Source organism: Rhizobium sp. AQ_MP (assembly GCF_014237835.1).
Lineage (GTDB): Bacteria > Pseudomonadota > Alphaproteobacteria > Rhizobiales > Rhizobiaceae > Allorhizobium.
Map to the genome: position 1 here is coordinate 76,771 of NZ_JACJVI010000007.1, position 22,156 is coordinate 98,926.

19 protein-coding genes and 1 tRNA gene are annotated in these 22,156 nt (G+C 61.6%); 8 read left to right on the forward strand and 12 right to left on the reverse strand.

The annotated features are described in order from the left end of the window. Window positions 1-159: 159 nt before the first annotated feature. Together H6M51_RS12435 and H6M51_RS12440 are read left to right on the forward strand one after the other, a co-directional pair. Window positions 160-1,326, forward strand: coding sequence for a pyridoxal phosphate-dependent aminotransferase (locus tag H6M51_RS12435; protein WP_185810207.1), 1,167 nt, complete (start codon window positions 160-162; stop codon window positions 1,324-1,326). A gap of 118 nt (window positions 1,327-1,444) precedes the next feature. After that, entirely contained in the window at window positions 1,445-2,005 is a 561-nt protein-coding gene (locus H6M51_RS12440; protein ID WP_246780505.1) for a GNAT family N-acetyltransferase, read from the forward strand. Window positions 2,006-2,076: 71 nt separating this feature from the next. On the opposite strand, the gene H6M51_RS12445 is transcribed toward H6M51_RS12440, so the two are convergent. Then, window positions 2,077-4,992, reverse strand: a complete 2,916-nt coding sequence (locus H6M51_RS12445) for a ribonuclease E/G (protein WP_185810167.1) — start codon at window positions 4,990-4,992, stop codon at window positions 2,077-2,079. A gap of 678 nt (window positions 4,993-5,670) precedes the next feature. On the opposite strand from H6M51_RS12445, the gene H6M51_RS12450 reads away from it, so the two are divergent. The 4 genes from H6M51_RS12450 (at window position 5,671) to H6M51_RS12465 (ending at window position 11,988) form a co-directional block, all read left to right on the forward strand. After that, window positions 5,671-6,930, forward strand: a complete 1,260-nt coding sequence (locus H6M51_RS12450) for an N-acetylmuramoyl-L-alanine amidase (protein ID WP_407073579.1) — start codon at window positions 5,671-5,673, stop codon at window positions 6,928-6,930. A 240-nt stretch (window positions 6,931-7,170) separates the two neighbouring features. Further along, the gene (locus H6M51_RS12455) at window positions 7,171-9,624 is read left to right on the forward strand and encodes a penicillin-binding protein 1A (RefSeq protein WP_185810168.1); all 2,454 of its coding nucleotides are present in this window, start codon (window positions 7,171-7,173) and stop codon (window positions 9,622-9,624) included. 102 nt (window positions 9,625-9,726) lie between these two features. Continuing rightward, a protein-coding gene (gene prfB, locus H6M51_RS12460) for a peptide chain release factor 2 (protein ID WP_185810169.1) occupies window positions 9,727-10,855 on the forward strand; the annotation gives its coding sequence in 2 pieces (ribosomal slippage) (window positions 9,727-9,795 and window positions 9,797-10,855; 1,128 coding nt in all). Window positions 10,856-10,977: 122 nt separating this feature from the next. Beyond that, a complete protein-coding gene (locus tag H6M51_RS12465; RefSeq protein ID WP_185810170.1) occupies window positions 10,978-11,988 on the forward strand; it encodes an alpha/beta fold hydrolase in 1,011 nt (336 codons plus the stop codon). A 55-nt stretch (window positions 11,989-12,043) separates the two neighbouring features. Here the strand turns inward: H6M51_RS12465 and H6M51_RS12470 are convergent, their stop codons facing one another. Together H6M51_RS12470 and H6M51_RS12475 are read right to left on the reverse strand one after the other, a co-directional pair. Then, the gene (locus H6M51_RS12470) at window positions 12,044-12,520 is read right to left on the reverse strand and encodes a hypothetical protein (RefSeq protein ID WP_185810171.1); all 477 of its coding nucleotides are present in this window, start codon (window positions 12,518-12,520) and stop codon (window positions 12,044-12,046) included. 7 nt (window positions 12,521-12,527) lie between these two features. Then, window positions 12,528-13,301: an NAD kinase gene (locus H6M51_RS12475; protein ID WP_185810172.1), complete on the reverse strand. Its 774-nt coding sequence runs from the start codon at window positions 13,299-13,301 to the stop codon at window positions 12,528-12,530. Between the two features lie 194 nt (window positions 13,302-13,495). On the opposite strand from H6M51_RS12475, the gene H6M51_RS12480 reads away from it, so the two are divergent. Then, window positions 13,496-13,571: transfer RNA gene (locus tag H6M51_RS12480), tRNA-Thr, on the forward strand. 560 nt (window positions 13,572-14,131) lie between these two features. On the opposite strand, the gene H6M51_RS12485 is transcribed toward H6M51_RS12480, so the two are convergent. The 6 genes from H6M51_RS12485 to H6M51_RS12510 all read right to left on the reverse strand — a co-directional run bounded on the left by H6M51_RS12485 (window position 14,132) and on the right by H6M51_RS12510 (window position 19,540). After that, a complete protein-coding gene (locus H6M51_RS12485) occupies window positions 14,132-14,386 on the reverse strand; it encodes a hypothetical protein (RefSeq protein WP_185810173.1) in 255 nt (84 codons plus the stop codon). Window positions 14,387-14,946: 560 nt separating this feature from the next. Next, a complete protein-coding gene (locus tag H6M51_RS12490) occupies window positions 14,947-15,714 on the reverse strand; it encodes a hypothetical protein (protein ID WP_185810174.1) in 768 nt (255 codons plus the stop codon). A gap of 27 nt (window positions 15,715-15,741) precedes the next feature. Continuing rightward, window positions 15,742-17,283, reverse strand: coding sequence for a hypothetical protein (locus H6M51_RS12495; protein WP_185810175.1), 1,542 nt, complete (start codon window positions 17,281-17,283; stop codon window positions 15,742-15,744). Next, window positions 17,280-18,623 (reverse strand): hypothetical protein, encoded by a 1,344-nt coding sequence (locus H6M51_RS12500; protein WP_185810176.1) that lies wholly within the window; start codon window positions 18,621-18,623, stop codon window positions 17,280-17,282. Before H6M51_RS12500 ends, H6M51_RS12495 begins: the two co-directional genes overlap by 4 nt. Window positions 18,624-18,633: 10 nt before the next feature. Continuing rightward, window positions 18,634-19,071: a hypothetical protein gene (locus tag H6M51_RS12505; protein ID WP_185810177.1), complete on the reverse strand. Its 438-nt coding sequence runs from the start codon at window positions 19,069-19,071 to the stop codon at window positions 18,634-18,636. Between the two features lie 7 nt (window positions 19,072-19,078). After that, window positions 19,079-19,540, reverse strand: coding sequence for a hypothetical protein (locus tag H6M51_RS12510; RefSeq protein ID WP_185810178.1), 462 nt, complete (start codon window positions 19,538-19,540; stop codon window positions 19,079-19,081). Between the two features lie 564 nt (window positions 19,541-20,104). Between H6M51_RS12510 and H6M51_RS12515 the strand changes: the two genes are divergently transcribed. After that, entirely contained in the window at window positions 20,105-20,779 is a 675-nt protein-coding gene (locus H6M51_RS12515) for a recombinase family protein (protein ID WP_185810179.1), read from the forward strand. Window positions 20,780-20,937: 158 nt separating this feature from the next. On the opposite strand, the gene H6M51_RS12520 is transcribed toward H6M51_RS12515, so the two are convergent. The 3 genes from H6M51_RS12520 to H6M51_RS12530 form a co-directional block, all read right to left on the reverse strand. Continuing rightward, a complete protein-coding gene (locus tag H6M51_RS12520) occupies window positions 20,938-21,123 on the reverse strand; it encodes a hypothetical protein (RefSeq protein WP_185810180.1) in 186 nt (61 codons plus the stop codon). A gap of 127 nt (window positions 21,124-21,250) precedes the next feature. Further along, window positions 21,251-21,586, reverse strand: a complete 336-nt coding sequence (locus H6M51_RS12525; protein WP_185810181.1) for a hypothetical protein — start codon at window positions 21,584-21,586, stop codon at window positions 21,251-21,253. Further along, entirely contained in the window at window positions 21,583-22,152 is a 570-nt protein-coding gene (locus tag H6M51_RS12530; RefSeq protein WP_185810182.1) for a hypothetical protein, read from the reverse strand. The genes H6M51_RS12525 and H6M51_RS12530 overlap by 4 nt, the downstream gene beginning before the upstream one ends. Between the last annotated feature and the right edge of the window lie 4 nt (window positions 22,153-22,156).

Consider the following 22,156-nt stretch of genomic DNA (forward strand, 5'->3'; position numbering starts at 1 on the left):
CATCGCCGGCGATATTCGTTTCATGCTGCCGGCCGACGTCGAGCCTAAAGGCTCAGCGCGACAAGCGGAATGGCTTTTTTGTGCCGCCTTGTCCAGCCTGTGCATTGTGATGACGCGCGCTTTGCGGCAAATGTCGGGCGTCTGGCCGAGGAGCATACGTTGATTTCGATTTCCAAGCGCAGTGCCGTCGAACCCTTCCACGCCATGGACATCCTGGCGGAGGCCACCCGCCGGCGGCAGGAAGGTCGCCCGGTCATTTCCATGGCCGTCGGCCAGCCGGGCCATCCCGCACCGCAGGCAGCGCTTGAAGCCGCCCGCAAGGCACTCGACGGTGGCCGCATCGGCTACACCGACGCGCTGGGCATGACCGCTCTGCGCCAGGCGCTCGCGGAGGAATATCGCCGCCGGCACAATGTCTCGGTGGACTGGAACCGCATCGTCGTCACCACCGGCTCTTCTGCCGGCTTCAATCTCGCCTTCCTCTCGCTCTTTGATGTGGGAGATGCCGTCGCCATCGCGCGCCCCGGCTATCCCGCCTATCGCAGCATTCTGGCCGCCCTTGGCCTCAAGGTGATCGAAGTCGCCGTCGGCCCCGAAACCGGCTTTACCCTGACGCCGGAAAGCCTGGAGCGCGCCCAGTCCGAAGCGGGCGTGCGCCTCAAGGGCGTGCTGCTCGCCAGCCCCGCCAACCCGACCGGGACGGTGACGTCAAGGGCGCAGCTGAAAGCCGTCTACGATTATTGCCAGGGGCAGGGGATCACGCTGATCTCCGACGAGATCTACCATGGTCTCACCTATGGCGCGGAGGAGACGACGGCGCTCGAGATCGGCGACGAGGCCGTCATCATCAATTCCTTCTCCAAATACTATTGCATGACCGGCTGGCGCATCGGCTGGATGGTCTTGCCGCAAGAGCTGGTCCGCCCGGTCGAATGCGTCGCCCAGAGCCTTTACATCTCCGCCCCGGAACTGTCGCAGATCGCAGCACTCGCCGCCTTGAGCGCCACCGACGAGCTGGAACACTACAAGGCCGCCTGTCAGGCCAACAGAGATTTCCTGATGGCCCGCCTCCCGGCGCTCGGCCTGCCGCTGCTCTCGCCCATGGACGGCGCTTTCTACGCCTATGTCGATGCTGACAGCTTCACCAATGACAGCATGAGTTTCGCAAGGCGCGTACTCGCGGAGACCGATGTCGCCGTCACCCCCGGCCGGGATTTCGACCCGATCGACGGGCATCTGGCGCTGCGCCTGTCCTATGCCGGCACCATGGCGGAGATGATCGAGGCAACCGATCGGCTGGAGAACTGGCTGCCGAAGATTGCTTAGGCATTGAGCGAAATGGATTCTTGATCAATGGCTTGGGCGGGCTAGCTGAATCAGTATGTCAGTGACATGATTCAATCTGCGAACGTCAAATCTGCCGGAAACCAAGGGGAAGCGTCAGATGCCAACCGAACGGATCAGCTCCCTGATGGCGGCCCCAGACATTGACACCGAACGCACGCGGCTGAGGGCGCATCGCCTCGATGATTTCGAGCCGATGATGGCGATGTGGCAGGACGAAGCGATCTTCCGTCACATCACCGGGCGCCCTTCCACATGCAACGAGACCTGGTCCCGCCTCCTGCGCTACATCGGCCACTGGCATGGTCTGGGCTTCGGCTATTGGGTGATCGAGGACCGCGAGACCGGGCTGTATCTGGGTGAAGCGGGATTTGCCGATTTCCATCGCGACATGGCTCCGCCACTGGGGCCGGCGCCGGAGGCCGGTTGGGCGATCGTTTCGCCCGCCCATGGACGCGGTCTTGCCACGGAAGTCATGACAGCCGCCCATGCCTGGATGGACGAGCGCAATCCCCACGGACGCACGACCTGCATTCTCGACCCCATGCATCACGCCTCGCGACGCGTCGCCGACAAATGCGGATATCTCTTTGATTACGAAACGACCCTGAACGGCGAGACAACGGCCGTCATGCGGCGTCCGGTAGCACGGAAGATGTAACACGATCTGACCTGCCAAGAAAAAGGGCCCCGTCGAGGGCCCTTCTGCTTTTCATTGCTGATCATTCGATCTCAGAAGAAGCCACGCTTCTGCCACCAGCCGCCCTTCTTGGGCTTGGCTGCATCGGCGCCATCCTCGGACGTCTTGACCGAGGTCACGACCGGCTCGGACGACGCGACATTGGATTCGCGGTTGGCCCGAACGGGCTTGGCTTCTTCGACGACCGGGGCAGGGGCCGGATCAGGAGCACGAGCAGCCGATTCAGCGGCAGGCTCTTCCTTGACCGTTTCCGCAACCGTCTCGACCGGAGCGGCGGCTGCCGGTGCTGCGTCTGCTGCGACATCAGGCTCGGCGCTCGCCTTGGCCTTGCGGGTGCGGCGCGGCTTCGGCTTGTCGGCGACGACAGCCTCTTCGGCCACGTCCTCGGCCACCGGTGCGACAGCTTCGACGGCTACGGCGTCATCCGCTGCATCCTCGGCCTCATCGCCGTCATCGTCACCGGTCGCTTCGCCGGAAGACTCGACCGAGCCTTCTTCGCCCGGACGGTTGCGACGGCCGCCACGCTTGCCACGGCGGCGACGCTTGCGCTTCTGGCCTTCGTCACCATTGGCATCGGTGCCATTCTCGCTGGCACGGCTTTCATCTGCGCCTTCGGCAGTATCGTCCTCGCCCTCGTCGCCATCCTCGTCATCGGCATCCATGCCGTTGTCGCCGGACTGCATATCCGCCTGCGGGCCATTGCCGTTCTGGCCGTTCTTGCCACGGCGGCGACGGCGACGCTTGCGCTTGCGGTTGCCCTGCTCGTCGCCTTCGGCGCGCGCCTGCTGCGGCGCGCTCTCGGCCTTGGCGGCGACGACGACGGTTTCTTCCTCGTCCTCCTCTTCCGGCTCCGGAACGTAATCGTCCTCTTCCTCGATTTCCGGCAGGAGCGACATCAGGCTCTCGATCTTCACCGGATTGGCAACGGCTTCGCCGCGCTCGATGGTGAAGTGCTGCGAGCCACCATGCTGCGCCGGCATGCCCCCGTCGATGACGATCGAAACCCCGAAGCGGCCTTCGTAGTCGACGATCGTGTCACGCTTCTGGTTGAGCAGGTAGAGCGCCGTTTCGGGCGTCGTGTGCACGACGATGTCATGCGTGGTGCTCTTCAGCAGGAATTCCTCAATGCCGCGCAGGACGTGCAGGGCAACGGAAGACTGCGAGCGGATGAGGCCGGTGCCAGCGCAATGCGGGCAGACCTGCGTGGTCGATTCCAGCACCGAGGCGCGGATACGCTGGCGCGACATTTCCAGAAGGCCGAAATGCGAGATGCGGCCGACCTGGATGCGGGCGCGGTCGTTCTTCAGGCAATCCTTGAGCTTCTTCTCGACAGCGCGGTTGTTGCGCTTTTCTTCCATGTCGATGAAGTCGATGACGATCAGGCCGGCCAGGTCGCGCAGGCGAAGCTGGCGAGCCACTTCTTCGGCCGCTTCCAGGTTTGTCTGGAGCGCCGTGTCCTCGATCGAGTATTCGCGGGTCGAGCGACCGGAGTTGACGTCGATCGAAACCAGCGCTTCGGTCTGGTTGATGATGATGTAGCCACCCGACTTCAGCGTCACCTGCGGCTGCAGCATCTTGTCGAGCTGGGCTTCGATGCCCGAGCGCGCAAAGATCGGATGCAGGTCGCGATAGGGCTGAACCACCTTGGCATGGCTCGGCATCAGCATCTTCATGAAGTCTTTCGCTTCACGATAGCCTTCTTCGCCGGAGACGATGATCTCGGAAATGTCCTTGTTGTAGAGGTCGCGGATCGAACGCTTGATCAGCGATCCCTCTTCATAGACCAGGCACGGTGCAGTCGAGGCGAGCGTCAGCGTGCGAACGTTCTCCCACAGACGCATCAGATATTCGAAGTCGCGCTTGATCTCGACCTTGGTGCGGTTGGCACCGGCGGTACGCAGGATCACGCCCATGCCCTGCGGCACTTCGAGACCGCGGGCGATTTCCTTCAGCCGCTTGCGGTCGGCCGGATTGGTGATTTTGCGGGAAATGCCGCCGCCACGCGCCGTGTTCGGCATCAGGACCGAATAGCGACCGGCGAGCGAGAGATAGGTGGTCAGGGCCGCACCCTTGTTGCCGCGCTCCTCCTTGGCGACCTGGACCAGCAGGATTTGCCGGCGCTTGATCACTTCCTGGATGCGATATTGTTTGCGCGGCTTGCGCACAACCCGATCCGGAACCTCTTCCATGGCGTCTTCAGCGCCGACGGATTCGATCTCTTCCTTTTCCTCGATGTGATCGTCGTCGTCATCATCATCGTTGTCGTCATCGTCGCGACGACCGCGGCGACCGCCGGCTTCCTCGGAAATCTCGTCCATGTCGACCATGGCGGCAATCGTGCCGCCTTCGGCATCGTCGGAGCCTTCGCTGCCCTCTTCGGCAGGGGCCTCCTCGGCGGCGGCCTTCTTGGCGCGCGGCTTGCGAACCCGCTTCGGCTTGGCCTTGGCGGCGGGCTCTTCGGCAACGGCTTCGCTCTCGGCCTCGACGGCTGCGGCAGCTGCCACATCGGCATCGGCTTCGGCTGCGAGTTCCGCAGCAACCTCATCGACGATGGCCGACGCAACGGAGGAGGTGGTGTTGATGCCGATGTCGGGCTGGTCCTGCTGAGCCGGATCGTTGCTCAGGATCTCGTCGCCCTCGACGTCGTTTTCCTTGCGGTGCTCTTCGGCTTCCGCACGAAGCAGCGCCTGACGGTCGGCAAGCGGGATCTGGTAGTAGTCGGGGTGAATTTCGGCAAAGGCCAGGAAGCCGTGGCGGTTGCCGCCGTAATCGACGAAAGCGGCCTGCAGCGAGGGCTCGACCCTCGTTACCTTCGCCAGATAGATATTCCCTCGGATCTGCTTCTTGTGTTGGGATTCGAAGTCGAATTCTTCAATACGGTTACCGCGAACGACGACAACGCGCGTCTCTTCTTCGTGAGACGCGTCGATAAGCATTTTGTCTGCCATTTAAGCTGTGCTCCTCGGCGCCCTCGGTCGGTGGTCCACCCGCGCGCTGAACTTCAAAGCGGCTGGAACCAAGCGGACTGTGCGCCGGATATAGATGTGGACGCACGGGGGACCGGGTTTGCAACATACGGACGGACTGCGGGGAGCTTTCTGATCCCGGTCCGTTCCTGGTCATGTCAACCTGTTGCAAATACATCAAAAACCGTACGTCAACGACAATGATATGGACCCCTCGGGATCCGATGAATGCTCGTTACAGAGCCGTTGGTGGAGAGCCACCGATGATGTGCCGACCGTGTCGGCGTGTTGAACCAGTTTCAGGAAAAAACTGCGGTAGACGGCAGATGAATGTCCGATTGAACAGGCGCCAATTCCAATGTCTGAGGTTGGCAGCCATGGCGGAAATTCTATCCCGTTTGCACTTTTATCCCTCGCCTGCCTTGTATGTTTTCTACGTCACAATAGCAAGAGCAAACGGATTTATGCCATAATGGCAGTCAATTAGGGGAGATGCTTCATTCCGTGTGATTCCGATGGTCAAAGCGGTTGGGAACCGCAATTTTGACGCTCAACGGCTCCCGGTGATGTGGCATGCGGCGGATAGACGAACAAAATGGCGCGATGTGCGACCTGTGATTTGTGTCACAGATATGTCCGCCGCCATGACGGGGGCAGGATTTGACAAGAGTTTTGGCGCTGGCGGCGGGCCGAAAACCTGCGTTCTGGACCCGAATCGCATTCGCAGCGCTCGTTGTGTTTCTGGGGACGATTTTTGCGAACGGGGCCCTTGCGGTCTCTGCCGAGGCACCGGTTGACCGGCTGGTTGCCTATTCCGCGCGCATTGCCGGTGACGACGCCCGTACCCGGATCGTTCTGGACTTCGACCGCCCTCCGACGATCGAGACCCGCTACATCGCCAATCCGGACCGCATCATCGTCGATCTTCCGGCAACCGCGTTCGCGTTCGCAGAGGACGATCTGAAGGCGATGGGGCTCTTCAGCGACATCCGTTACGGCTCGATGGATGCGACCTCTGCGCGCCTTGTGCTGACGGCGGCTCGCCCCGCCCGGCTTGCCATCGCGAAAGTCATGCCCAACGAGGCCGATGGCGGCTACCGATTGGTGCTGGATGCCGAACTCGTGCCGGAGCAGGATTTTGCCGCCCTGGTTTCGCGGCAAGCCTGGAGTGAGCCGCAACAAGCGTCCGCAGGCACCAGTCCTGTGGCAGCGGCCACGACCGAGGAATTCGTCATTGCGATCGATGCAGGCCATGGCGGCATCGATGCCGGTGCGACCGGTGTTGCAACGAAGACGCCAGAAAAAGACATAACGCTCGCTTTCTCCAAGGCACTTTATGAAAAGTTGAAAGGCCAGACCGGGATACGGGCGGTCATGACACGCGATGCAGACAAGTTCCTGTCGCTGTCCGAACGTGTGCTGATAGCCCGGCAGAAGGGAGCCGATCTGTTGATCTCGCTCCATGCCGACACTCTGCGGCAGGCCGATATCCGGGGCGCAACCGTCTACACGATTTCAGACAAGGCGTCCGACCACATGGCGGCCCAGCTTGCCGAGCGCGAGAACTTTTCCGACACGATCGGCGGCGTCGAGCTGCCCAAGGAGACGGAACCGGAAGTCGGCGACATCCTGCTCGATCTCACCCGTCGGGAGACGCAGGCCTTCTCGATTGCCATGGCCGAGGCTGTTGTCGGTTCCTTCGAGGGGCAGATCTCGCTCATCAACAATCCCCACCGTCACGCCGGCTTCCGGGTGCTGCAGGCCCCCGATGTTCCCTCGATCCTGCTCGAACTGGGTTTCCTGTCGAACAAGGAAGACGAGAAGCTGTTGCTCGATCCCGCCTGGCGGGGGAGGGTGGCTGATCTTCTGGTCGAGGCGATCAAGCGTTACCGCGAGCCGCTTATGGCCAATGGCGGTTAGGCCGAGCCGGGCAAGGGAACCTGTGGTCGGCTGAGATTCTGCCGCTAACGGCCCTATTTTCCTCACATTGTCTCCGTTACTCCGGTGTAGATTACGATAGGAAGCGCGAAGTCGAATCGCGCTGCCTGACACGTGAAGTCCGCATGTCTTGCCATCCACCGCATGACGTGCAAAACGCCACGGGGTATGCGAAGCTTGAGTACAGCGCGCGGAACCCGAAGCAGAGCCGGTAGCGGAAACATGATCAGACTGATTGGATATCTCTTCGGATTGGCATCCGTGCTGGCGCTCGGCGTCGCTGCGGCTGTCGCCATCTATCTGAACGGGGTAACCAAGGACCTTCCGGACTATGAGGTTCTGGCGAGCTATTCGCCACCGGTGACGACTCGCATCCATGCCGGCAACGGCGCACTGGTCGCCGAATATGCGCGCGAGCGACGCCTTTTCCTCCCCATTCAGGCCATCCCGGACCGGGTAAAGGCCGCCTTCCTGTCGGCTGAAGACAAGAACTTTTACAATCATCCCGGCGTGGACATTTACGGCCTTGGCCGCGCGATCCTGGTCAACCTGCAGAATTTCGGCTCCGGACGGCGTCCGGTCGGCGCGTCGACGATCACCCAGCAGGTGGCCAAGAACTTCCTTCTTTCGTCCGACCAGACGATCGACCGCAAGATCAAGGAAGCGATCCTGTCGTTCCGCATCGAGCAGGCCTATTCGAAGGACAAGATCCTCGAACTCTATCTCAACGAGATCTTCTTCGGCTTGAACGCCTATGGCATTGCCGGTGCTGCTTTGACCTATTTCGACAAGTCGGTCACTGAACTCACAATTGCCGAAACCGCCTATCTGGCAGCGCTTCCCAAGGGGCCGAACAACTATCATCCGTTCCGCCGGACCGAAGCAGCGCTCGAGCGCCGCAACTGGGTCATCGACCGCATGGTCGAGAACGGCTTCGTGGCCAAGGAAGAAGGGGAAGAGGCCAAGCAGCAGCCGCTCGGCGTCAATCTGCGCCGCTCCGGTTCCTCGCTGTTTGCCTCCGACTATTTCGCCGAGGAAGTCCGTCGCCAGATCATCGAGAAGTATGGCGACAAGGCACTTTATGAAGGCGGTCTTTCGGTGCGGACCTCGCTGGATCCGCAGATGCAGATCGCGGCCCGCAAGGCGCTGCAGTCGGCTCTCCTGACCTACGATCAGCGTCGCGGCTTCCGCGGCCCGATCAAGCAGATCTCGGTAGAGGGCGACTGGGGTGTGCCGCTTGCCGAAATCCCGGCTTTGAGTGACGTGCCGGAATGGAAGATTGCCGTTGTCCTCGACGTTGCTTCCGATGGTGTCGATATCGGCCTGCAGCCCGCGAAGGAGGCTGGCGGCAAGGTCGTCGCCGAGCGCGTGCGCGGGCGCATCGCGCCCGACAAGATGGAATGGGCCTTCCGCTCTGCCACCGGCGATCGCAAGTCGACCAAGTCGCCGGTCGGCGTCCTCAATCCCGGCGACGTCGTCTATGTCGAGGCCCTGGACGAAGGGGCGAGCGCCTATCGTCTGCGGCAGTTGCCGAAGGTACAGGGCGGTCTCGTCGCCATGGACCCGCATACCGGCCGTGTTCTGGCGCTGGCCGGCGGTTTCTCCTACGCCCAGTCCGAATTCAACCGTGCGACCCAGGCCATGCGCCAGCCGGGTTCGTCCTTCAAGCCCTTTGTCTACGCTGCGGCCCTCGATACCGGCTATACACCGGCCTCGGTCATCATGGATGCGCCGGTCGAATTCGTCTCCGGTGGCCAGGTCTGGCGTCCGCAGAACTATGGCGGCGGCTCGGCCGGACCCCAGACCCTGCGTCTCGGTATCGAGAAGTCGCGTAACCTGATGACGGTTCGCCTCGCCAACGACATGGGCATGAACCTGGTTGCCGAATATGCCGAACGTTTCGGCGTCTACGACAAGATGAACCCAGTGCTGGCTATGTCGCTCGGTTCGGGTGAAACCACGGTCATGCGCATGGTGTCCGCCTATGCCGTCTTTGCCAACGGCGGCAAGCAGATCAAGCCGACCCTGATCGACCGTATCCAGGACCGCCACGGCAAGACGATTTTCCGCCACGAGGACCGCATCTGTGAAGCCTGCAACGCAGAGCGCTTCAATGGCCAGGAAGAGCCGGTCGTCGTCGACAATCGCCAACAGGTCCTCGATCCGATGACCGCCTACCAGATCACCTCGATGATGGAAGGCGTGGTTACCCGCGGGACCGCTGCCGGCAAGATCAAGCTCGATCGCCCGGTGGCTGGCAAGACCGGGACCTCCAACGATGAACGGGATGCCTGGTTCGTCGGCTATACGCCCGACCTCGTCGCCGGCGTCTATATCGGCTTCGACCAACCGGCACCCATGGGCCGCGGTTCGACCGGTGGTTCGCTCGCCGCCCCTGTCTTCAATGACTTCATGCAGGCGGCGACCGCCAACACCCCGCCCGGCCAGTTCTTCGTGCCGGCCGGCATGAGCTTCATCGCTGTCAACCGCACGACGGGCATGTTTGCCCTGGAAGGCGAACCCGACACGATCATCGAGGCCTTCAAGCCCGGTACCGGCCCGGCCGATTCATTGTCGATTATCGGCATGGACGGCTATGCCGCACCGGAGGAAATCCTGCGCGACTCGCCGCAGGCCAATCAGGCGGTCACCTCCGGTTCCGGCGGCCTGTTCTGATCCATCCCGCGCTTCCTGGCACCCGGCTCTTTACATCAGAGCCGGGCGCAACTATGCGAGAGGCCAGATTTTCACCAGTTTCAGAGGTTGAGAACGCAACGCATGCGCAATGAAATCGAGAATGTCGTCGACGAAATCAAGCAGGCCATAAGCCTGCTGAGGAGGCATCTTTGACTGGGACCAGGCGATAAGACGACTGGACTGGTTGAACAACAAGGCAGAGGATCCGAACCTCTGGAACGATGCCCAGGAAGCCCAGAAGCTGATGCGCGAGCGCCAGCAGCTGGATGACAGCATCAATGGCGTGAAGCGCCTCGAACAGCAGATGAACGACAACATCGAGCTGATCGAGATGGGCGAGGAAGAGGGCGACGAATCCGTCGTCAAGGACGCCGAGGACCAGCTGAAGGCCCTGAAGACCGAAGCGGCCCGCCGCCAGGTCGAGGCGATGCTGTCGGGCGAAGCCGATGGCAACGACACCTATGTCGAAGTCCATTCCGGTGCCGGTGGCACCGAGAGCCAGGACTGGGCCAACATGCTTCTGCGCATGTACACCCGCTGGGCCGAACGTTCCGGCTTCAAGGTCGAGGTGCTGGAAGTCCATGACGGCGAAGAAGCAGGCATCAAGTCCGCGACCATCCTGGTCAAGGGTCACAATGCCTATGGCTGGATGAAGACCGAATCGGGCGTGCATCGCCTGGTGCGCATCTCGCCCTACGATTCGAACGCCCGTCGCCACACCTCCTTCTCGTCGATATGGGTCTATCCGGTGGTCGACGACTCGATCAACATCGAGATCAACGAAAGCGACTGCCGCATCGACACCTACCGCTCCTCGGGCGCGGGCGGGCAGCACGTCAACACGACCGACTCGGCCGTTCGCATCACCCACATCCCGACCGGCATCGTGGTTGCCTGCCAGCAGGAACGCTCGCAGCACAAGAACCGCGCCAAGGCCTGGGACATGCTGCGCGCGCGTCTCTACGAAGCCGAATTGAAGAAGCGGGAAGAAGCCGCCAACGCCGAAGCCGCCTCGAAGACGGATATCGGCTGGGGCCACCAGATCCGCTCCTACGTGCTGCAGCCCTACCAGCTGGTCAAGGACCTGCGCACCGGCGTCGAAAGCACCGATCCGGATAGCGTCTTGAACGGCGAACTGAACGAGTTCATGGAAGCGGCTCTCGCCCACCGCATCAGCGGCAAGGCCTCGGAAGTCTCGGATATCGATTGATAGGGCCGGGCTTTCGGCGAAATGAACACTAAGGCCGTCCGGTTTCCGGGCGGCCTTTTCCGTTTGATTTTTAGGCAGAATTTTCTCAGTCTGTCATCGACACACGGGATCGGAGCGGGGGCATGTTGGCTGTTGGGTTTTCGTCGGGCCTGATCTCCGATCCCTTGCGCTCGAACTGGGATGAAACGGATGCGCGCCCGATCTGGTGGAGTGCCTGGTATCCAGTGCCCAGGCAATCCGCAGGCCTTGGGGCCGGCATTTCGCCACCTGCCGGGATCTTTGTGAGTGAACCGGTCTGCAACGTCAGCGCCGAGACTGGGGCGCGCCGACTGCCGGTGGTCGTCTTCTCCCACGGAACAGGCGGAGCGGTCGCAAGCATGTCATGGTTGGCGCATCGCTTGGCGAGGGCGGGGTATCTCACCATTGGGATCGATCACCATGGTAATACTGCCAGGGAGCCATATTGCGCGGAGGGCTTTCTGTGCTGGTGGGAAAGATCGCGTGATCTTTCGGTCGCGCTGGATTTCCACCTTTCAAAGGGACCGTTCAGCCGGATTGCGGACGGTGATAGGATCTATGCTGCCGGCTTCTCCTTGGGCGGATACACGGTCGTCTGCAGTTTGGGCGCGATTACCGAGTTAAGTCGTTTCCATAACTGGGCAAGAGACATGCCGTTTGGCAAGGGCCCGCGCGAATTCCCTGACCTAGTCAATCATATTGCCGCGCTTCTCGAGCGGAACCGGGCTTTCCGGCTGTCCTATGAGAGACAATCAGCGTCGTTCCGTGACGACCGTATTCGCGCTGGTTTTCTCTGCGCTCCAGCGCCCACGGTTCGTGCGTTTGAGGAGGAAAGCCTCCAAGTGATTCAGCGGTCTGTTGCCATCACGGTCGGTCAAGCAGATAGGGAGGCACCGGTAGAAGAATGTGCCGCATGGCTTGCCAAGAGGCTCCCCAATTCGGAACTGAAGCTGATTGGAGAGCAGGTCGGTCACTATGTTTTCCTTGATCAATGTACCGCGCTGGGTCAGTCCCTGGAGCCCGAGATCTGTGTCGATCCGCCTGGTATCGATCGAAGGCATCTTCATGATGAGGTCGCCGCACACGCTGTCGGTTTTTTCAACAACCAAGCGTGAGTCTATCGAAAACCGGTGGATGCCAGATATGGATTGGATGATAGGAGCGGACGCCTCAGTTGCTCGCCCGCTCGACCCTGATGTCACCGAGTTCGTCGATCAGCACCGTCCATTCTTCGACGCGATCGGTGGTAGGTGACGTCTTCAGATAAACCGTGGCAAAGAAGCCGGGTGTCGCGGCAACGCCCGTCATGCTTTCCGGGCGGATGCCGGTGACATAGGGCTTGATCGCGGAGAATTCCTCAAGCTCGACGCTCTCGACCAGCCTGAGGCCGTCTGCGCCGGAGGCGACCATCTGCAGGTAGATGCGCGCCGTCCGGTCAGGCTGGCGGATGGCGATGAGCTTGTAATAGCCGCGCTCGCCGGCTTGCACCGTCGCCTCGGCTCCGGTCACCGCTTCGGCACTCGATTCCCAATAGCCGCCGCTGATGACGAAGGTTGCCGTGACCGGCAACTGGCCGATTTCGTCTGCACGCATGGGAGACGAAAGGGTCAGAGCAACAAGCATGGCAGCCGAGGTGACAACCTTCATGGGAACCTCAATCGGAAAACTGTTCGGCAATGATCCGGTCGGACCACGAGCGGTCTGGGTCTGAGAGGATCCGTGCTGTGGTATCTTCTGACTGTGCAATCTCCACCCTCAGCACCGATTTGACCTCGGTATGGTCGGCAACGGCATTGACCGGCCGCTTCTCCGGCTCGAGCACTTCCAGGACCACGGTCACCTTGTCCGGCAGCAGGGCTCCGCGCCAGCGCCTCGGACGGAAGGGGCTCACCGGCGTCAGCGCCAGAAGCGGGGCCTCGAGCGGCAGGATCGGACCATGGGCCGAGAGATTGTAGGCGGTCGATCCGACGGGAGTTGCCACCATCAGTCCGTCGCAGATCAGTTCCTCCAGGCGAACCTGGCCGTCCACGAGCACGCGCAGTTTGGCCGCCTGATAGGACTGGCGCAGCACCGACACTTCATTGATGGCAAGCGCGAAGGAGATTGACCCGTCAGCATTGCTCGTCGTCATTTTCAACGGGTGAAAATCGTTTTCGACAGCCGCCGAAATCCGCTCGGGAAGCTTGTCTGTCGAATAGTCGTTCATCAGGAAGCCGACAGAGCCACGGTTCATGCCATAGATCAGCTTGCCGGTATTCATCGTGTCATGCAGCGTCTGCAGCATGAAGCCATCGCCGCCCAGAGCCACGATGACATCGGCATCTGCAGGCTCGGTATGGCCGTAAAGACGAATCAGCTCGGCACGCGAAGCCTGGGCTTCGTCCGTGTTGGAGGCGATGAAGGCGAGCGACCGGAACGTGCGAGACATGGCGAGCCCTGATGAAATGTCGCCAAGTGGTACATGACATCTACCTGTAACCACAAGAGGTTTCGCCCCGGAATCGGTTCGGCTTGCGGCCCCTGAGGCCGGTGTCGGCCGGAACACTTATTCACCATCTGCGCTAACCGTCCGCCGATTTTTTGCTTTACCGCAAACCGATTTCCGCCTAAACAGCGGCCACTGCCCTTGTAGCTCAGTTGGTAGAGCACCTGATTTGTAATCAGGGGGTCGCGGGTTCGAACCCTGCCGGGGGCACCATAATTTTCAAGCACTTAGCTCTGAAATCGCTCAAATCCATGTCGCGCCATGTTGCAAATGAGAATCGTTGGTTTCCAATGGTTTTCACTGATGCTCGGCGAATCGACGCGACATGAGCGCGACAAGCGCCCTCGCCAGCCGAAAAAGTTTCTAGAGAGAAGGGAAGCGTCAGAAGGTCGCCGCTCGACTGCCAGGCTTGCGCGCCTCGGCCATTCGAGCGATACAGAGCCCGGCGGCGATATCAACGAATAACCGGGCCATATGCGGTGGCCCATGAGTGACCGCCCATGCATGCTTACAAGGGAGCTCGGACCCTAGCCGAGTTCGCCGGCCGCAAGATCCACGTTCAATGTCTGAAATGCGAGATCCGGCGCCGTTACGACGGTGACGCGATGATTGCGCGTGTCGGCAGGGATGTGGTGATGCCGGATTTGCTCAACCGGATCGCAAGGGGCAATGGCTGCACCTTAAATGACGCGCCGACGCCCAACGGCATCAGATGTCGGATGCACTACGCGCGACCGCTCGAATAGGGTCGCCGGCAGGACTAGACCGCCTGTTTAGGACGCTTTCCGCCGCCGGGTCATCCAGAGCAGGACGAAGGCGATTGGAGCCGCCGCGCCGTAGATCACCATGGCGTTAAGGAAAGGGACGCCAGAATTATGGCTGTAGAGCACCGCAGCGATCGGCATGGCGATCAATACGCCAGCCGCGTAGGAGTGGAGGAGCGCGATCTTAAGCGCCCGTCTTAGCAGGTATGCGAACAGGGCTCCGAGCAACGCGACCCCAAATGCTCCGCCAATGATCATAGCCATGATAAACCCCTCAGCCTTTGCGTGCTTTCCTCAGCATCCACACGGGATCGTCTCACAATAAGGGGCGCAATCGCAACTGGTCTATTTGCTGCGCCGCAGCCTGGGCTTGACGGATCGGTCACGACAAGCCATCTTCAGATCATCAGGCGCTTACACCCGCGAGCCACCACCGACCTAACTCGCGAACTTGCCGCCAACTCTGTCAGCTCAACGCTGCGCATCGCAACGGGTCGCTTCCTAAACTGGAGCATTGCGATGCATTCGAACAAGCTTAGCACCGGAATTTCGTCGACCACCGTAACCGTACGGAGCCGCGAGCGCTCGGCTCGACGCCAACTCTCACACCTTGGCTTTCGTCTTGAGAAGACCCCGGCGCGGTCGTGGCTTCGGGAGCATTTCGGCCCCGGCTATCAGATCCTTAAGGGCAATACCGTCGTGGATGGCTGCTTGTCACGCGAGTATGAAATGACGCTAGAGGCCGTCGAAACTTGGATTGCTGATCAAGCCTGAATTGGTTCCCGCTGTCGGCCATGTCGGCAGCGGGCTCCCCTGTGGCGCTGTCACTTTCCGCTTTCGTATCCGGCTTTGAACTCGTCAACAGCGTTAGCGATGGGCTTTGTCGTGCTGCTCCACCATTCGCCCGCTTCTTTCGTTGCGTTGCCCAACGCTGCCCCCACGTCTCGGACTGCGGTGCTGCGAGCGCTTTCCTCGGCAATTCGCTTCTCGTGCCGCTGCTGCATGACCTGAAAGCGATGGGTGCAAGAAGCCAGAGAGGCTTCATAATTCATAAGATGCGGCTGAAGCTTGCCGATTTCCGCTGTCGCTTGCAGGTAGGCAGAATAGTTGTCGGTGTTGAATGTCGGGCTCTTCATATCAACCTGACGGACGAAGACCAAGCATTTCGCCTCGGCCACTTTCTCGATGATGGCCGCCGGCAACGGGTCGGACTGATTGTACCCTTGGGAGAGGTGGAGGTTCACCAGCGCCAGCAAATGCCCCTCCGAGTATCTGCTTAAGGAGGCTTTCATCGCGCCTGGGCTGGAATAGGCCAATTCGAGCCATTCCCTGCTCTTCACCGATGGGGGTGCATCTGACGCTTCGATGCGCTCCAAATCGGTCAGGGTCTTCGCGGCGGCTTCTTTCTCGGCCCGGCTATCGAGATAGCCCCTGACCGCCGCGTATACGAACAGTAGCGCGATTGCGGCAATCATGCTCAATGCAAAAACGGTCGAAACCTTCTGGATCTTCTCGCCTGTTGTCGTAGCCATCTCCGCCCCTGCGATTTCCTTCGATTTCGCCATGATGCCTTGAGCGCTGACGATCGACAACAGGTTGTGAGTGCTGCGCTGCTCGCGTCACCGGCTCCCGACGTACTGAGAGCCAGCAGCAGCCGATTTGACGAAGGCGTTGCGGTTCGCATCGATGGCAGCCTGAACAGCATTCGGCCGGGCCTGCGTGGCGGCTTTGCTTCCGCCCGCCATTATGATGTCCACCAATTCCTGAACGAAGCCTTCCTGCATGCGCTCGGCTCCCTTGCGGGCGACGTAGCCAACCGCCGGGGCAGCGACCGCACCGACAGGCCCGCCGACTTGGTATCCGACGCCGCTCGATAGCGCCCCGCTGACGATCCCGGTTGGGGAGAGTTTGCCGACAAGCCGGAGCGCGTTCTGGTCGGGCGTTCCGGTGATCGCCTGCATCAGCGCCGCTTGCTCATCAGGCGTAAAGCCGCGCGTGGCTGACTTGTTGTTGCGGAGCGCCTTCATTGCCTGATGCGAAGCGTTCTCGCGATTGGCGCCCGATCCGGCAGCGGCCGCGTTCAATTCGCCGCGGGCTGCGGCCTCGGTGACGACATTCGCTTTCGACATGCGCGACCAGAGATCGCGTGCTGTCTTCAGGGCTTCGGCTCCGGCCGTCGCGTCACCGCTCAAGACTTCACCGGCCTGCGTGTTGCCCACAAGGTCATCGATGCGGTTCACGATTGCCGAGACGGCCGCGTTGTTGCTCTTGTTGCCGGGGATGAAACCGCCACTGGCGACCTTGCGCAAAGTATCGAGCCCCTTCAGTGTGACGTTCTGGCCTTGTAGATCCTGGAGCCGGCGAAGGACGGCAGCGGCGCCGGGCTGCAATGCCGGGTCATAGCCGCTGTCTGTGAGCGTCTGAATGATCTCGGTCTGAAGTCTTCCCGTCGCTTGGGGCGTGAAGATCACGCCGGCATTGTCGGCGGCGTCGTAAGCCTGCCGGGCTGCCGTCGATAGCTCGTCCATAGTCGGGATTTTTGGCTTTGCGTTGAACGCCCCGGCGACCTTGCGAGCGCCCGTCGCGACCGCTTCGCCGGCTGCGTTGCCAGCGCCGCCGAAGATCGCACCCATCAAAGCGCCTTCGCCAATGTCCTGATCATAGCCGGAAGCAGTCAGAGCGCCGTAGCCAGCACCCTCGACGGCTGCGAGCCCGGAGCGGGCAACGGTGCCGGTTACGCCCGGAACAGATGCAGCGATGCGGGGTAGGGATGCGCCAGCACTCGCGGCCATGACCGGAGTTGCAATCGCCCCGCCGATCTCGGCAACGGTCGTTGCGGAGCCGCCGCGCATTTCAGCTTCTGCGGTCCTCTGCCGCTCTTCCTCGGTACTGGTGCCGTTCAGATAGGCGGCGAGCTTGTCCGCATAGCCGAAGGTGGCGCCGTTGGCGATCGAGCGCGCCACATCATCGGCGGCAACGGCCGCTTTCTGATACCAGGGCATTGCATCGAACTCGGCTTGCACGTTCTCAGCGCTTCGCGGCTGCGGCGCGGTCTCCAGCGTGAAGCCCTCCGGCAACGGCGGGAGCTGCCGGGGCTGTTGCTGCTGCGGCGGCTTCGTTTCGAGCTGAAAGCCGGCGGGGAGAGGCGGCAGATTGCTCATTGTGCGGGTTCCCAATTTCCGTTGCGCAGAACCAGGCGTTCGCCGGTCTGCGGGTTCGTGGCATAAACAGGCGCGGTGGGCTCGGCGGATGCGGCCGGAGCGGTCTGCTCGGTCGGCATGGCCGATACGCTCAGATCCACGCCAGCGCGCTCGGCATTGATGATTGCGTCAGGCGGCAGGCCAAGGCGGATAGCCGCCAGGGCGCGGGCGCGAGATGCTTTCTTCTGGTCGAGCAATTCGGCGCTGTCGCCCGGTTGCGGGAGATAGACGCGGCCATATTCGGATTGCTCCTCGCGTGTAATCGCGGCACCCGTATCCTTCCTGAGCACGGCCTGGAGGAATTCTAGCCCGGCTTGTTCGGCAAGCTGGTACTCTTTCGACTTGATGAAGTTGCCGCCGGCCTGTTCCGTCGCGCTGCCGATCCGGCCGGTGATCTGTGTCAGGGCTTCGCCGTACTGGTCGAGCTTCGGGATGGCACCGGATGCGCGCGTGAAATAAACGCTGTCCTTCGACTGCCCTTCGGTGAGCGCCTTGCCGCCCTGCTGAACCACGGTGCCATCTGGCAGAGTGACCGACATCGACGGCCCGCTATCTTTCGGCAATGGCTGCGCTCCGGTGCGGATAGCCGCACCAGGCGAGAGAAACGCGCCGGTCTTGCCATCCGGGCCAACGCCCTGAACCGGTGCGCGCTGACCAAGGAAATCGTCCAGCAACATGTCATCCGTCAACACGCCGGCCTCAATCAGCCGCTGCCGCTCCGCTGCTGCTTGCTCAGTCTCGCTCATCAACTTTGGAGCACCAGCGGCGGGACCGATGCCGGGCATCTCCAGAAGCCCCATCACGTCTTCAGCGACCTCCGGGCGGATCTGACCAGGATCGAGCGGGCCGAGTAGCGTTGTGATCGCCTTCGTCTGATTGTCGCGGAGATTGTTGCCGCCGCTTACTGCGGCTTCGCTGTCCACCTTATAGCGGGCGTTTACGTCGGGAATGCCGAGCCGCTGTGTTGCTGCGGCCTCGATCATCTCACGCTCAGAGAGTACCCTAGCATTATCGCGAACGTTGTTTTCCGTGGCGGCCTGATAGCCGCGATCGACGTTGTAGGTGAAGCCCTCCGGCGTCTGGCCATACCCCTGAACGCCCGTCAGAGAAGAGCGCTTGGAAGCGGTCGGATCGTCGGGATTGTCGAAGAGCCACGCGAGCTGGTTCATCTTCGCGCGCCGTTCATCTGCCAGAGCATAGTTCGCCACGTCGGCGGCTTCCGGTGGCTGGAAAAGGCCAGCGAGGTTTGCGGCCGCAGCTCCGAACGCCTCGTTGTTGAAATAGCGGTTCGACTTGATCATGGCGAAATCCTCAATGAAGGGCCGGGCGATCGTCATAGACCGCTGACAGGGTGGTTTTGGCGATGACGAAGGCGAGATCGGCTTGCGGGCCGGTGGCAATCGCGTTGCGCAGATAAACGCCTCGCAGATCGGCCTCCAGCATCGCGACGGCGGCGAGAAGCCAGGGGAGGCGCTGCGCGTCGGCCGTCGTCAAGGCAGCGTTTGCGCAGCCGAGACAGAAATACACCTCTTGCGGCGTCAGGCGGCCGGCCGTCAACTCGGTCACGCGCGCCGCCACGGCAAAGAGCCGCTGCGAAGCTTCAGCAATCAAGCCGGCGTCGAGTGCGCCATTACCCACGGCGTGGACCAGGTGATGCAGCGCATGGGCGCAAGGGATAAGCCCCGATCCGGTCATTGCCGCGTCGAGGTGCTTGATTGTCTCGGAGAGGTGAGCGTTTCCATCGGTCATAGCGCGATCACCCGTAGAAGGCCGGTTGAGTGGCTGCCGGCTTCTCCTTGGCCGACCATTGCGCCCTCATGCGCCGGGTTTCGATTTCGCCTCGATATTCGGCGGCGCGAAGCTGAAGGGTCAGGATACGGACCTTGCACCTGTCGTCGGCTTGCCGATCGCCGTCTAGGTCTCCCGCGTCGATGTCCCGCGCGAGCCTCGCCGCTGCGAACATGCCCGCTTCCAGGTCCGCTATGCTCACGTCATCTCTGAGAGAAGAGATCGCCCCGCCAAGCCCTTCGTAAACTGCGGCTAGGAGGTCATGCGTCGGGCCTGTGTCGGGCTGATAGTGTTCATGCTTCGACGCCAGCAAAAGGAGGCTGCCGAGACCCTGCCGCAGTTCATGTGACGGGTTGCCGAAGATGTCCACGGCATCCCTGAGATGCTTTGCTGCTTGCCGTGCTATTCGGTTCGCTTCGATGGGGTTCACGTCAGTATCCATCACGATGTTGTCGTTATGGTCTGAATGTGGGCCGGATCGCCGAGCCGATATATAGGGCTGGAAAGCTCGCTTTTCGGCGAGGAATTTGGAGAGGAGCGGGCAGATGGTCATAGGGTCACTGGATCAAGGCCGATAGCGGCGAAAGGCTCGCCGATGGGACGGATTGATTGACATTCGCCCGTTTTGGGCTCGGACCCTGCGCGCTCGCTTCGCAAGAATTTACCAGCCCGGAGAGAATAGCACGGTGAGGCTTGGGAGACCAGCGCGACGGCAGCGGGTGGCGGGGTGAAAAGTTCGGGCCGGGCGAAAATTTCTTCGGGCCGGGCGTTCCTATTCCCGGCGGCGTTTCGGGGTATACCGGAGGGGTGGTCGGGGGTGGCCGGGTGGCACCCTCCGGGCCGGGGCGACGACGGCGCGGACGCTTCGACCCGCCGCGCTCGATGAACGCGCCGCCTGAAAGAACGGCCGTTGACAGGGCCGCAGATGGTGTTACATTAATGGCAACGAACGTAGACGAAAACGTAACACACTTAGACAAGGGCAGGAACGGCAATGGCAAACGGTAGGTTCGTCGCATATTACAGGGTCTCGACCGCTCGCCAGGGTGCCAGCGGCCTCGGCCTTGAAGCGCAGCAAGAAGCAGTCCGCGCGTACCTCAATGGCGGCAACTGGTCGCTGGTCGCTGAAGTGACAGAAGTCGAGAGCGGCAAGCGCAACGATCGCCCGAAGCTCGCCGAAGCGCTCCGGCTCTGCAAGCTGCATGGCGCGACCCTGATCATTGCCAAGCTCGACCGTCTCGCCCGCAACGTCGCGTTCATCTCGAACCTGATGGAAAGCGGCGTGGACTTTACCGCCGTTGACTTTCCGAAGGCGAACCGCCTGACAGTCCACATTCTCGCCGCTGTGGCCGAGCACGAGCGCGAAATGATCTCGCAGCGCACGAAGGCGGCTCTTCAGGCCGCAAAGGCGCGTGGCAAGCGTCTAGGGGGTGATCGTGGTAACTTCGCCGACGTTCGGGCGCTCGGTCCTGCCGTAAGTGTTGCAGCCCGCAGCAAGAAGGCCGATGACCGCGCGGCACTGGTTGCGCCGATCATTCAAGAGCTACAGGCCTCCGGCGCTTCTCTGCGCACCGTGGCGGCGGAATTGAATGCTCGCGGTATCCCGACGCCTCGCGGCGGCGAGTGGAGCGCGGTTCAGGTCAAGCGGGTAGCCGAGCGCGCCGCCTGACGCCTGAAAGCCAAATAGTCCGAAACGACAACGCCTCGGCTCGTGACCGGGGCGAACTGTTTGCGCGGCTGCATGGTGCGATCAGGTGAAGAGCGGGATGCATAAACGACAAAGCCCCGGCTCATCACCGGGGCTTTTGATAGGCGGCAGCGGTCGGATTAGTTCGGCAGCATGTAGGGCTGGCACATCTGGCGAACTTCGGCGCTGTCTGTGTGCAGCGAGATCACTTCGATCTCATCAATCATTTCCCGGACGGTCGCGACGTCGCCGGCTTCCATAGCGGCGCGCAGGACATCCGCAGAGCGGTGAAACATGCGGATCTCGTTTTCAGTAGCTTGTGTCATTGGCTTGGTCCTTCCTTGGGCTCGATCTCGATAGCCCAAGACTAGCCGATATTCTCTCTAAGTCAATGATTTTATTTGTCTTTTTAGTCTCGCGTGTCCTCTGCAGAACAAGGCAGAAGCGACGAAATCAGCCGAAAACGTCGGGTTTCTCGTCTTCCTGCTCCAGCGTGCCCGCTTCGACCGCTCGGAGAACCGCCTGCTTTTCGGTTTCGAGCCGATTGGTGAAGTCGCGGAGTTCCTGCATCGACATTTGGCTTAGATCCTTCTCAGGCTCGGTGTTCTTCTGATCGAAGAAGCCGCCCGCTCTAAGGATACTTGTTCCTGCCGTGCTCCGGGCCGGTGCCGGCGCCTTTGGATCTCTACAGACGCTCACCAGGGCCTCAACGGCCGCAATCACGCCCTCGGTCTGGAGCATGTGCTTTGCCCGCTCCATGGCTTCTCTGCGTTCGCTTGCTGCGCTCACCCGAATACTCCTCGATCTTGTTTGGCCTGCTCTTGTTCTGCGAGCCGGCGGTAATGGTCCCGCGCTTCCTCCAGTGCCGCCGCCTGCCGTTGCAGTTCGGCAAGCTCGGCGGAGACTGGCTTTTCGTCAGGTGTCTCCAGGCTGGCGCGGATCTCTGCGGCTCGCTTGCGATCGTCCCGACGCCTCGCGCGCTCCGCTGCCGGTCCTGGTGCATGGGTCTTGGCCCTCTGATCGTACCGCTGCCGTTCTTCCGGGCTCATGGCTGCCAGCCTCTTCGCCTTCGCCTTGCGAATCCGTTCGATCCTTTTCAACTTCGCTTGCAGCTTGGCTTCTGCATCCGGGGCTTTCCCATTGGGCCATTGCACTAGCCCCCACTGGTCGCCCTTTGGTGTAGTCCCGCCATGGTAGTGGCACCTGCCATTCTCCTTCGCGAGCTGCGAACATGGGAGCCCATCTCTCTTCCTGCGGGCGCCGCACTTTGGCAGCGTCTCGCGCTTCGCGTTCCATCGCTTGATGGCCTCGCGGCTGATCATTCGCCATTGCGTGGACTGGCGCCAGGTGTTCAATCGG

What these genes read in the sequence shown, in the direction of transcription:
- H6M51_RS12465 (WP_185810170.1), top strand. Translation starts at nt 10,978, where the DNA reads ATGTTGGCTGTTGGGTTTTCGTCGGGCCTGATCTCCGATCCCTTGCGC.
- H6M51_RS12470 (WP_185810171.1), bottom strand. Translation starts at nt 12,520, where the DNA reads ATGAAGGTTGTCACCTCGGCTGCCATGCTTGTTGCTCTGACCCTTTCG.
- H6M51_RS12495 (WP_185810175.1), bottom strand. Translation starts at nt 17,283, where the DNA reads ATGAGCAATCTGCCGCCTCTCCCCGCCGGCTTTCAGCTCGAAACGAAG.
- H6M51_RS12475 (WP_185810172.1), bottom strand. Translation starts at nt 13,301, where the DNA reads ATGTCTCGCACGTTCCGGTCGCTCGCCTTCATCGCCTCCAACACGGAC.
- H6M51_RS12505 (WP_185810177.1), bottom strand. Translation starts at nt 19,071, where the DNA reads ATGACCGATGGAAACGCTCACCTCTCCGAGACAATCAAGCACCTCGAC.
- H6M51_RS12500 (WP_185810176.1), bottom strand. Translation starts at nt 18,623, where the DNA reads ATGATCAAGTCGAACCGCTATTTCAACAACGAGGCGTTCGGAGCTGCG.
- H6M51_RS12485 (WP_185810173.1), bottom strand. Translation starts at nt 14,386, where the DNA reads ATGGCTATGATCATTGGCGGAGCATTTGGGGTCGCGTTGCTCGGAGCC.
- H6M51_RS12440 (WP_246780505.1), top strand. Translation starts at nt 1,445, where the DNA reads ATGCCAACCGAACGGATCAGCTCCCTGATGGCGGCCCCAGACATTGAC.
- H6M51_RS12515 (WP_185810179.1), top strand. Translation starts at nt 20,105, where the DNA reads ATGGCAAACGGTAGGTTCGTCGCATATTACAGGGTCTCGACCGCTCGC.
- H6M51_RS12520 (WP_185810180.1), bottom strand. Translation starts at nt 21,123, where the DNA reads ATGACACAAGCTACTGAAAACGAGATCCGCATGTTTCACCGCTCTGCG.
- H6M51_RS12445 (WP_185810167.1), bottom strand. Translation starts at nt 4,992, where the DNA reads ATGGCAGACAAAATGCTTATCGACGCGTCTCACGAAGAAGAGACGCGC.
- H6M51_RS12455 (WP_185810168.1), top strand. Translation starts at nt 7,171, where the DNA reads ATGATCAGACTGATTGGATATCTCTTCGGATTGGCATCCGTGCTGGCG.